The 12379-nt window shown below is 46.2% G+C and carries 9 protein-coding genes; 1 reads left to right on the top strand and 8 read right to left on the bottom strand.

The window, feature by feature from the left end; genetic code table 11:
* Positions 1–28: 28 nt before the first annotated feature.
* The 6 genes from iolB to OA79_RS09930 form a co-directional block, all read right to left on the bottom strand.
* Positions 29–853: a 5-deoxy-glucuronate isomerase gene (gene iolB, locus OA79_RS09955; RefSeq protein ID WP_063333083.1), complete on the bottom strand. Its 825-nt coding sequence runs from the start codon at positions 851–853 to the stop codon at positions 29–31.
* 21 nt (positions 854–874) lie between these two features.
* Positions 875–2401 carry a CoA-acylating methylmalonate-semialdehyde dehydrogenase gene (locus OA79_RS09950; protein WP_197465385.1) on the bottom strand — a complete coding sequence of 509 codons (1527 nt, stop codon included), beginning with the start codon at positions 2399–2401 and terminating at the stop codon, positions 875–877.
* Positions 2402–2489: 88 nt separating this feature from the next.
* Positions 2490–3413, bottom strand: a complete 924-nt coding sequence (iolE, locus tag OA79_RS09945) for a myo-inosose-2 dehydratase (RefSeq protein ID WP_063333082.1) — start codon at positions 3411–3413, stop codon at positions 2490–2492.
* 28 nt (positions 3414–3441) lie between these two features.
* The gene (gene iolD / locus OA79_RS09940) at positions 3442–5304 is read right to left on the bottom strand and encodes a 3D-(3,5/4)-trihydroxycyclohexane-1,2-dione acylhydrolase (decyclizing) (RefSeq protein ID WP_063333081.1); all 1863 of its coding nucleotides are present in this window, start codon (positions 5302–5304) and stop codon (positions 3442–3444) included.
* A 22-nt stretch (positions 5305–5326) separates the two neighbouring features.
* Entirely contained in the window at positions 5327–7270 is a 1944-nt protein-coding gene (locus OA79_RS09935) for a bifunctional 5-dehydro-2-deoxygluconokinase/5-dehydro-2-deoxyphosphogluconate aldolase (RefSeq protein ID WP_082825442.1), read from the bottom strand.
* Positions 7270–8427, bottom strand: coding sequence for a Gfo/Idh/MocA family protein (locus tag OA79_RS09930; protein ID WP_063333079.1), 1158 nt, complete (start codon positions 8425–8427; stop codon positions 7270–7272). The genes OA79_RS09935 and OA79_RS09930 overlap by 1 nt, the downstream gene beginning before the upstream one ends.
* Positions 8428–8878: 451 nt before the next feature.
* On the opposite strand from OA79_RS09930, the gene OA79_RS09920 reads away from it, so the two are divergent.
* Positions 8879–9745, top strand: a complete 867-nt coding sequence (locus OA79_RS09920; protein WP_063333077.1) for a MurR/RpiR family transcriptional regulator — start codon at positions 8879–8881, stop codon at positions 9743–9745.
* A gap of 69 nt (positions 9746–9814) precedes the next feature.
* Here OA79_RS09920 and OA79_RS09915 read toward each other — a convergent pair whose 3' ends face one another.
* Complete coding sequence (locus tag OA79_RS09915) at positions 9815–10285, bottom strand: DUF2127 domain-containing protein (RefSeq protein ID WP_063333076.1); 471 nt, start codon at positions 10283–10285, stop codon at positions 9815–9817.
* A gap of 152 nt (positions 10286–10437) precedes the next feature.
* On the bottom strand, positions 10438–12327 hold the full coding sequence (locus tag OA79_RS09910) for a methyl-accepting chemotaxis protein (RefSeq protein ID WP_063333075.1): 1890 nt from the start codon (positions 12325–12327) through the stop codon (positions 10438–10440).
* Between the last annotated feature and the right edge of the window lie 52 nt (positions 12328–12379).

Genomic DNA, 12379 nt, shown 5'->3' with positions numbered 1-12379 from the left:
GTGAAATCCTTAAGTTATTTTTATTCAATCAAGCATTACTTACTTTTTTATCGCGTTCTATGATCCATTCATGATCGGGGTCATTATGAAAGATCCAGTTACGACTGGGTCCTGCCATGACATTCAGATAGTAAGACTGATAACCATGAGGAACGCCCACAGGATGGTAGCCCTCTGGCACCATTACCAAGTCACCATCTTCCACCGCCATGGTCTCATCAATGCTGCGGTCGTCCGTGTAGACACGCTGGAAAGCAAATCCCTGAGGCGGATCTATTTTATGATAATAGGTTTCTTCCAACTGTGTTTCCGCTGGCGCTGCGTCAGTATCATGCTTGTGAGGCGGGTAGCTAGACCAACCACCACTTGGCGTGATCACTTCACATACCAACAAACTGTCAGCGGGCTCATTACCAAACAAAATATTGCACACATGACGAGTATTGCTGGCGACACCACGAGTCTCATACTGACACTGTTCAGGACGAATCAACTTAGCCGCATGGCCACCTTTGCCTGGCGCTTTACAAAACGCCACTTCCACATCAGTCAACGCCTCAATACGAATTTCATCTTGAGCCGGCGCATACACTGCATAAGGGGCTTTTTGATCAAAAACACTCATACGATCGCCAATATCATCCCAAGACGCTTGTTGAGTCTTCGCATTGGCTTTGCCACTCAAAATGACCGCGCAAACTTCGTCGCCACCGGTCGCAAGACTAACCGACTCCCCCGCTTTTAACTGATGTGCTTCAAAGCCAACATATTGCCAATTGGCACTGGCTGGCGTCACCAGCTGAGTTTGTGACTGCCCAGCCTGTTGACGTTTTTTACTGAGTAAACGAGACATAGAGCTTCCCCTCATAAAACATTATTTCATGGTTGGCATAGAGAATTCTGGACCCGCACGGAGCCCTGTTGGCCAACGTGCCGTGACGGTCTTCATACGAGTGTAAAAACGTACGCCATCTGGACCATGCATGTGCAAAGGACCAAACAAAGAACGCTTCCAACCACCAAAACTGTGGAAAGCCATTGGCACAGGAATCGGTACATTGACCCCAACCATGCCCACTTGTACCTTCTCAGTAAATTGGCGAGCGGTATCACCATCGCGAGTAAAGATCGCCGTACCATTGCCATATTCGTGTTGGTTGATTAAAGCCAAACCTTCTTCGTAAGAATCGACGCGAACCACAGACAACACTGGGCCAAAAATCTCTTCTTTGTAAATTCGCATATTCTCTTTCACATGGTCAAACAAGGTTGGTCCTACAAAGTAACCTTGTTCATGGTTTTTACGCACAAACTGACGACCATCCACGACCAAGGTCGCACCTTCGGCTTCTCCTGATGTGATGTAATCACGTACTTTCTGAGCATGCTCTTTACTGATCAAAGGCCCCATGTGAGGTTCTTCTTCCAGACCAAACTGTTCGTAAAGACCAGGGCCTACCGTCATAGTCGAAATCTCTTGCTGCAATTTCGCAATCAAGTTATCCGCCACTTCATCCCCAACACAAACCGCCACAGAGATCGCCATACAACGCTCACCAGCAGAGCCATAAGCCGCGCCCATCAAGGAATTCACCACTTGATTTGGGTCCGCATCAGGCATCACCAACATATGATTTTTTGCACCACCAAGGGCTTGAACACGCTTACCATGAGCACTGGCGGTTGCATAGATGTACTCTGCGATTGGTGTAGACCCTACAAAGCTCACCGATTGAACACGTTCGTCTGTTAGCAAGACATCAACCGACTCTTTATCGCCGTTCACCACGTTAAACACACCATCTGGTAAACCGGCTTCTTTCAACAATTCCGCCAAACGCATAATAGTACTTGGGTCTTTTTCCGATGGTTTCATCACAAACGTATTGCCGCAAGCAATCGCCACAGGAAACATCCACATTGGTACCATGGCTGGGAAGTTAAATGGGCTGATACCCGCACACACACCCAGTGGTTGCATCAAACTGTAGCTGTCCACACCACGACCGACGTTTAGGCTGTGTTCACCTTTTTGCAAATGAGGAATACCACAAGCAAATTCCACCACTTCCAGACCACGAGTCAATTCCCCTAAGGCATCGGAATATACTTTGCCGTGTTCACTGGAAATCAATTCCGCCAATTCACGGCTGTTCGCTTCCACCAAGGCTTTAAACTTAAACAGCACTCGGGCACGATTCAACGGGGTCACCTGTGACCAAGTTTCAAAGGCCGTTTGTGCAGAGGCAATGGCCGCTTCCGTCTCCGCAACCGTACTTAACGACACCTGCAACGACACATCACCAGTGGCGGGATTGAATACATTCGCCTGACGAGCTGATGCACTCGTTACCAACTGATTATCAATAAAATTACCCATCAGTGTGTTTGAACTAGACATAAACCTTCTCTCTTTCATTCATCAATTCGGTAAACAGAACACCTTCTTTGGTGCTCCCTGTTGTTATCAATCTTGTTATCGGCTTGTGCTAAATTGCAAACCCGGCTTGTTGCAAGTTGCTCGACAAGTATTCATAGCCCATGGTGGCGTAGGTTAATGGATGCGCAATGGCTGGGTCTTGCTCTGCTTCCACGACGATCCAGCCTTGATAATCGACGCTTTTTAACACATCAAAAATCGGAGCATAATCAATACTTCCGTCACCTGGCACGGTATAAACACCGTCTAGAACGGCATTTAAAAATGCGCTGTCACGGTTTAGGTTTTCCTTAAGGATGCTTGGACGAATGTCCTTACAATGCACATGAACAATACGCTTAGCGTGTTTCTTCGCCATTTCCAGAGGATCACCACCAGCAAAGGTGATGTGACCTGTGTCGAGTAAAAGTCCGACATTGTCGCCCGTCATGGCCATTAATTTGTCCACTTCTTTAGCCGTTTCAATCACGGTTCCCATATGATGATGGTAGGCCAATTTAACACCTTGCTCGGCCATGTAATCCGCTACTTGGGTAATACGTTTGGCGTACTCAACCCATTGCTCCTCAGTCATACCAGGACGCTGTGACAAAGGAGCAGACAGATCCCCGTGAATGCAATTGGTGACTTCGGCAAACACCATGACATCAGACCCTAATGCTTTAAGCAGGTTTAAATGATCTTGCATGGCCGTAATTTCTTGTTCCGCACTGCGTTCCATTAAACGCGCGCTGTACCAGCCTGATACCAAAGACAAATCGTGTTCTTGCAAAATTGGCCCAAGTACCGCTGGGTCACGTGGGAATTTATTACCTAATTCGATGCCACTGTAGCCGGCTTGGCGGGCTTCACTCAAACACACTTCCAAAGGCGTATCAGCCCCCAATGAAGGCAAATCATCATTTGTCCAAGTCAGCGGATTAATGCCAATTCGAACGTTAGAAGCAGCTACTGCGTTGTTATTTTTGTTCATCTGATTGCATCCTAAATCGTTTCAATGATTAATAAGGCTGTTTTTGTTTCGCAGCTTGATAGTGACGCTCAGCATCCACTACTTGCTGTCTGCTCGATACTTCTGGCACGGCCACATCCCACCATGCTCCCCCCTCTTGCGTACTTGGCATTGGGTCAGTATCAATGGCGATAACATAAGTTTTATCACTGGCTCGGGCTCGCTCTAGTGCGGCCTCTAATTCGGCCAAACAAGCCACTTGCTCGGACTCCGCCCCCAACGCTTTGGCATGGGCGGCAAAATCCGTTTTTGGCGCCCCTGTTTCAACCGTATGACAATCTTGTAATAGGTTGTTGAACGGTTCTCCACCACAAGCATTTTGCAAACGGTTTATGCAGGCATAACCACGGTTATCCAACACCACTATGATAAGTTTCAAACCCAACATAACCGAGGTAGCAATCTCTGAATTGAGCATTAAATAGCTACCATCGCCGACCATCACAATCACGTCACGCTCAGGCGTGGCCATTTTCACGCCCATGCCACCCGCAATTTCGTAACCCATGCAAGAGAAGCCATATTCCACGTGGTAACCCAAGTCGTCCGAAGTACGCCACAATTTATGCAACTCTCCTGGCAGGCCGCCTGCCGCTTGCACTATGGTGGTATTGGCTTGTGCCTGACGATTGATGACGCCAATGACGTTGGCATCAGTAGGCAAATAAGCGGTATCACTCGCCTGTTGTGGCAGTGCCGTAGCCTTGTCTACCGCAGCCAACCAGGCTTTATTCCATTCCATAACTTGCGTTTGCCATGCCTGATCACTCTGCCAAGTAGACAAATCCGCTTGCATCTCTTGTAAGCTGGTTTTCGCGTCCGCCACCAATGGCAAAGCATTGTGCTTTTCCGCATCAAAAGGCGCGGTATTGAGACTCAACAAGGTGCAGTCTGGATTGGCAAACAAGGTACGTGATGCCGAGGTAAAATCTTGCAAACGAGTCCCTACAGCGATGACTAAATCCGCATCCTGAGCAGCCGCATTCGCCGCACTGGAGCCCGTCACACCGACTGAACCCAAATTCCATTGATGATCCCAAGGCAAAGCCCCCTTACCGGCTTGGGTTTCACATGCCGGCACACCATGCTTTTCTACAAAGGCTTTAATTTCTGGCAACGCTTGGCTGTAATGGGCGCCACCACCTAATATCATCAAGGGTTTCTTAGCTTGCTTAATCGCGTCAACTGCCTCAGACAATTGTTGTAAGTCAGCACGATTGCGACGTAATCCATGTACCTTTTTAGCGAAGAAGCTAACGGGATAATCGTATGCCATGGCTTGCACGTCTTGTGGCAAAGCCAAGGTGGCTGGACCACAAGAAATAGGATCCAACATAGTGTTGATCGCAACGGGCAAGCTGGTAATTAACTGTTCAGGACGATTAATGCGATCGAAGTAACGTGACACCGGGCGGAAACTGTCGTTTACCGACATACTTGGATCATTGAAATGCTCTACTTGCTGAAGCACAGGGTCTGGCGTTCGCGAAGCAAATACATCACCTGGTAAGAACAACACAGGTAGACGGTTAGCCATGGCCAAACCCGCTGCCGTTACCATGTTCAACGCACCCGGTCCGATCGAACTAGTACAAGCCATAATACGTTGACGTCTGTGCTGTTTTGCAAAGGCACAAGCTGCCAGCGCCATCCCTTGTTCGTTGTGCGCACGAAAGGTAGTAAATTCCTCTTTCACTTGCGCTAACGCTTCACCGATCCCAGCCACATTACCGTGACCAAAAATCGCCCAAGCACCACCAAATAACGGCTCTTCTTTACCATCTATCAAGGTGTATTGTGCTTGCAAATGCTTTACCAAGGCCTGTGCCATGGTCAAACGAATTGTTTCCATTTTTGCCTCCGTTAGCGGGCGATTAAAGGGACTTACCCGCTTGGTTACGCTGACGCCAGTGTTCACTCATCTCAAGGTAGTTGCTCTTCACCTGAGCCACGAACTCGGCATCATTAATATCGTGTCTTAGCCATGCTTTGGTTGGTGTAGAGAAAATAGTACGACCAATCGCAAAGCCTTTACATAAATCAGTATCTGCTGCTTCGAAACCTGCCTTCAGTTCATCCACTGGCGCATCCAAGCCCAATAACACAACGCCACGACAATGCGGTGCACGTGCCTTAATAACCGCCTTTATGCTCCGCCAAGACGCTTTGCTAGAAGGCGGTAGCTTCCACCAATCTGGGAACACACCAAGATTGTAGAAACGCTCAATAGAACGCGACAAGGTTTCATCATCCACCTCTGAACCTGCAGGGGGAATGATTTCCAACAACAATTCATGCCCTGTGGTACAGCAAGCACGATAAAGGTCCATGACTTTCTGCTCTTGCTCACTGCGCAAATTTACTTCGTCATCTGGATGATAGAACACCAAGCATTTGACTATATGGTTGGCGGGCCAAGTCGCAATGGCTTGTCCCACATTATTGCCCAGTTCAAAACGCAAAGGACGACTGCTTGGCATTTCTACCGGACGGGCAATCCAATGATCTTTGCCCGTAATGTCATTTAGGACATTTTGCGCAAAGGTGCCATCCGCTAAGATACCGGTTCCGCCAACGCTATCGCCTAAAGTCTGTGCACCTTCGTAAGCGGCTTGCAAAATCAGTCTTTTCGCTTTACTAATTTGTGAAATAGGCGCACCGGCTTCACGGCACATATCAACAAACTGGCGTCTGTGATCAAAAGCCAGAATACACATGTCTTGCCATTCTTTGCCTTCCCCTTCACGCTCGATACGCTGGGTAGTCACTCGGTGTAGATAATTCAACACCGGATCCAAGTCTGGGCGTGGAATTTCATCGCGGTGAATCAGGTAATAATCTAGCTCTTCCAAGCTAGGCATGGCAGGCGAACAACCATGACGTGACACCACGATGGCGCCACAAGCATTGGCATAATCACAGGCATTTTCGGTACTTTCTTGATTGATCCAACCACGTAAATAACCACTCAAGAAAGCATCTCCTGCCCCCAACACATTGAGCACATCAACCGTTACACCATAGCGGGTAATGCCTTCATCCAAGGTGTCAGGAATGTCACCTTTAAACACGGAACATCCCAATGCACCACGCTTCACCACTAGCTCAGCAGACGACACCTTACGGATACGTTTTAGGCACTCGATGGTATCTTCGCTGCCTCCAGCTATGTGGAATTCTTCTTCCGTACCAACAATCAAATCGCACAACGGTAAAATCGACATAATGTGTTGCGTAACCGCATCATCAGAAACAAAACGATTTTCTCCTTCACCACGACCTGTCAGCCCCCAAAGAACAGGACGATAGTCGATGTCGATGATGACTTTAGTATCATTCGCTCTTGCGTATTCAATGGCTTTACGGGCTGTTTTGTCAGTCGACTCTGTCGAAAAATGGGTTCCCGTGATCAATAACGCTTTTGATGAAGCAATAAAGTCCTCATCAAAATCCTCTTCTGAAATCGCCATGTCGGCGCAATTTTCACGATAAAAAATAAGCGGGAAGGTATCCTGATCTTTGATGCCCAGTAGTACCAAACCCGTTAAACGGTCCTGATCCGTCACCGTATGGGACACGTCAACGCCAGCGCGAGCTAACTCATTGCGTACAAAACGTCCCATGTGCTCATCACCAACACGAGTCAACATGGCAGACTTTAACCCCATGCGAGCCGTACCAAATGCGATATTCGCTGACGAGCCACCCAAATACTTTTTAAAGCTACTGACATCTTCTAGCGGCGCGCCGATTTGTTCGGAATACAAATCCACTGCCGCACGACCTAAACAGATGACATCCAGATTCTTATTTTTCATTATCGATCCCCATCATATTGTTCAACCTTGACCCAAGCATTTCCTTCATATGACTTAAGTACGTCATCGAGTATCACATTGACCTGTGCAGCCGCTCTAAAATCTGGCCATAGGGTTTGGCCACGAACAATGCCCTCATAAAGGTCACGAATTTCAACTGCTTTCATATCGTTGAAGCCCAAACCGTGACCAGCCGACACGCAAAACGCCGCATAGTCTGGATGTTCGGGCCCAACCAATACACGCTTAAAACCTTGTATATCTGGCTGTTCACCAGACAGATAAAGCGAAAATTCAGACAAGCTTTCCTGATCAAAGAGGACACTGCCTTTCGTACCGGTCAGCTCAAACGACAAACCATTTTTTCTACCCCATGCCACACGAGAGGCTTCTAAAGAGCCTTGTGCACCGTTCGCAAACCGCACCATCATGTGAGCCTGATCATCATTTTCAACCAGACCTTTTGCCGTACTGTTCTTAGCTGATGCTTCTAAAGGACGTTGCGGATGAACAATTTTCAAATCCGCACACAATTCACTAATGGGCCCAACCAAATGCAAAGCCAGTTGCACCAGATGCGACCCTAAATCGTTCAATGCCCCAGTTCCGGCAAATTCTTTCTGTAGACGCCAACTAAATGGCAGATCAGCATCGGCCAAGTAGTCCTCATTAAACACCCCACGAAAATGCACTATGTCGCCCAATTCATCGCGTTCAATAAGTTGTTTAATAAATTGTACCGTTGGGTTTTTGATGTAATTAAAACCCACTAATGTTTTCACGCCTGCCGCCTCGGCGGCTTCCGTCATGAGTTTGGCATCGGCTGCATTCAACGCCAGTGGCTTTTCACTGTACACATGCTTGCCTGCCGCAATCGCCGCTAAGGCTATGTCTTTGTGAAGAAAATTCGGGGCGCAAATATCAACCACATCGATCTGCGGATCAGCAATTAACTCTTTCCAATCCCCAGTGAAGCGATGAAAGCCAAGTTCTGTCGCTTTCTGTTTGGCCAATTCTGGTGTCGCATCCGCTAACATGTCACATATCAGAGATTGATTGGATATCTCGAACGCCGCCATTGCATTACGATAGGCAATAGCATGCGCTTTACCCATGTATCCTGATCCAACCATACCTACTCTAAGTTGCTTAGACATCGACTTTTACCTCTAAACAAAACCCTCATTAAAGGGGTCCCATGTTTCATCCATATCTTGTTCAGCGGTGGAATGCTTACCTGCGCCGAAACAAAGTTTGTTTTTATATTTATCGTTTATTTCAACAACAGAACAATAATAGAATATTTATTTCAAAAATTTCAACAAATAAAAAAAATATTTTGATTTTTTTAATCGCTTTCTTATTACAGATCAAATTAAGAAAATAAAAGACTTTAAAAACAGAGGGATAGAAAATTCCTACGAGAAAAACAAGCCGTTCATTTAATTTGCTTTTTTGAAACGTAGGTTCTAACATTTGTACATAAGAATTGGCTGCTTTCATGCCAGAACCTCATAGTATGAGGAAATCACTTGATAGCAGTCTCAATCGGAATGCCCATTGTCAGCATCTCCATATAAAACTCTAATAATGATAAGGAGAGCTACTTTGGCCGCACCTTCTAGCCTTGAGCAATTACAACAAGCCATTAGTCGTAACTACGACAATCTGTCCAAACGTTTACAACAAGTCGCACGCTTTTTATTGGAACATCCCAACACGGTCGCTTTGGAAACCGTTGCCAGTCTTGCCCAGCAATGTGGGGTCCCCCCTTCTACTTTAGTACGCTTTGCTGCTGCGTTTGAATATAATGGCTTTACAGAGATGCAAAATCTGTTTCGCCAATCTTTGGTGGAACAAACGTCCACCGCCAGCTATAGCGAACGGGTAAAAATGAACAAAAGCACTGCTGGCAATAACATCAGCGCCAGCGATGTACTGAGTGAATTTAGCAGTAGTAATGCCTTTTCAATGAGCCACATGGCGCATCAGTTTTCTCCTGATGCCCTAAATGCGGCGGTCGATTTGCTTGAACACGCGCAAAACATTTATTTGATTGGTCTGCGTCGTGCGTTTCCAATTTCCAGTTATTTTGCTTACAGCTTACGCCACCTTAATAAAACGACGCACTTGATCGACGGCGGCGGCGGCATGTTGGTAGAGCAAGCCAGTAACATTCGCAAAGATGATGTGATCATAGCCACAACCTTCAGTCCTTACGCACAAGAAACCGTCACAGTCAGTGAATACGCCTATGCTGCAGGGGCGAAAGTCATCGCCATTACCGACAGCAAAATCAGCCCTTTGGCCGGCATGTCTGATGTGTGTTTTGACATTAAAGAAGCCGAAGTCATGGGATTTCGCTCCCTAACCTCTTCCATGACATTGGCACAAACCTTATTAGTGTCACTGGCATACCGATTAAATGCAGATGGTCAGATTGGCGACACCAAACAGATACAGTGGAAGCATTAGGACACACCTAACATCATTAAGTGAGCGCTTGTTTAGAGTAAGCACTCCTAGCTAACAGCTAACACTTGACTAGATCGCTTGCCTTAATGGTTTAGGTTTGTCGCGTTTCAACACCCAAAACAAATAACTCACAACCAAGACATTAAAGAGTAAAATCATCCAATTGCTCACTTTGCTCACGTCTTGATAAATCGCATAGAGTTCAAATGGGATATACAAACAGCCACTGACAAAGGCAAACCATTCCGTCCACCGTAAGTGAAACCAAAGCCCGTAAGCCATAACAAAACGAAAACTGGCGTATAACAATGCCAAACTCGTAAACATAGGAAAACGGCCTCGAGACACGTTATCAGCAAGCATTAATAGCCATTGGGAGTAATGACTTTGCTCAGACATAGCCAAAACGCGCATTCTTTCCAACACAATCGCATGCAAATCTTGCCCAGATAAAAAGTACACGAAGAAAGCAAGCGTCAAGGCAATTACCCCTTTGACACCTTCTATCAAGGCCAATGCATGCAAACCTTCAAACTTCATTTGTGTCTCAGATCCTAAAAATGACAGACTAACTAAGGAAGATGACAAAAGCGTGATGAAACAAGCTGATAGGATGATTTATACAAAAAAAAAGCCAAACAGAACATTCTGTTTGGCTTGGCTATATGAGGCTTTAAATAAAGCTTAAGAGGTTACACCTTAAACTTGTCTAATGACTTAGCTTGTTCTGTGGTGATGCCAACCATGGTTTCACATAGTTTAGATTGATCACCCACAGCTTCAGAAATGGTCTGACTGATGTCACGAATATTCGTAGTGTTACGATTAATCTCATTGGACGTCGCACTTTGCTGTTCCGCTGCGGCGGCAATTTGTACCGTCATATCATTAATTTCATTGATGCTGCTGCGTATGACCTCTAAAGAGGCTTTCGCTGTGGTCGACACTTCTTGAGTCAGTGTTGCGTCTTCACGATTCTCTAAGATAACTTTTTCTGCCAAACGTACACCATTTTGCAACTGTTGAATCATGGTCTGAATCTGCTCGGTAGATTCTTGCGTTTTCGAAGCCAAGGTTCTTACCTCATCCGCTACCACCGCAAAACCACGCCCCTGCTCTCCCGCACGCGCCGCTTCAATCGCCGCATTCAGTGCCAATAAGTTCGTCTGATCCGCAATGTCCGTGATAACCGTCAAGATAGACTCGATGTTATTACTGTAGCCCACCAATTCATTGATGGTCTCGACTACCTCACCCATGCGCTCGGTCAAACGGGCAATCGATGCTGTTGTCTGCTCGACCACTTGCTGACCATCTTTCGCCGCCACATCCGCTTGATTGGCGCGTCCAGCCGCAGCTTGAGCATTATCGGCAACATCGTGTGCGGTGGCTGACATTTGATGCATGGCGGTGGCCAACTGGTCTAACTCACTTAACTGCGTGTAAAGAGCATTGGCAGACTGATTCGCAGAAGCCGCAGTTTTATCTGTATTCTCACGGACTTTTAGAGAGCGTCCCTTAACCTCTGTAATTAACGTCTGCAAATGCGCTACGAACTTATTAAACTCATCCGACACCACACCAAATTCATCATTACGATTCACTTCTAAGCGTTTCGTGAGATCACCATTACCATCGTTGATTTCTTGCAAAGAATTCTGCAAGGCTCGTAACGGTTGCAACAACTTGGTGATAACCAAATACAAAACAACAGACACTAGTAACACAGCAATTAAGGTACTAAAGAATGCAACCCAACCGAACGAACGTACATCGGCAAATAATTTATTCTCATCTAGCACCACACCAACATACCAATTCGCCCCGTATAAATTTTCTAACGGACTGAACGTCACATAGACATTCGTTCCGTCAGTCAGTTTTTTGGACACCAGTGCGGTCGTCATTTTCGGCTTACCACCCTGAAGTAAATCCGACACAGATTTGCCATTCAATTCAATATCTGGGTGACTGATGATTTTGCCGTCTTTATTGATCAAAAAGGCGTAACCCGTTTCGTTAAAGTTCAAAGAGTTCACTGCATCAGAAACCACATTTAAGCTTAAGTCTCCACCAAACGCCCCTTTAAACTGTCCTTTATCAGTGACCCTAGCAACGACAGAGATCAACACTTCACCCGTTGCCGCATCTTCATAAGGCGCAGTTAACACCGCACGATCATGAGGTTTTGCCGTGGCATACCAAGGGCGTTTACGAGCATCCCAATCGGTTGGAGGGACCCAAGAAGGGTCATTACTTATGGCCTTGCCATTTTCAGACTCTAAACCACCAAACAGCAGCAAAAACTCATTTTTATAAAGGGGTAAATTAAAGGTATCCACAATTTTTTGCTTACTGAAATTCGCATCAATATTTTGCGCAGCTAAATCTATCATCGCCAACTTAGCGTTCAGCCAGTTGTTAATTTGCAATGCCAAAGCCTTACTGCTTTCTTGCGTACTGACTTCTGTTTTTTCATACAAAGCGGACTTTAAACTTTGATACTGAACAAAAGAATAGAGTGAAAAGGCAAACACAACGACCAGTGACGCCGCCATAACAACCTTGTGAGATACTTTCATATTTTAACCCTGCACAAAAATACGATGAGAAAGAGATAATAAAACGCGATTA

Origin of the sequence: Marinomonas sp. TW1 (assembly GCF_001625355.1) — a bacterium.
GTDB lineage: Bacteria > Pseudomonadota > Gammaproteobacteria > Pseudomonadales > Marinomonadaceae > Marinomonas.
This window is presented reverse-complemented; position numbering and strand designations above follow the sequence as displayed.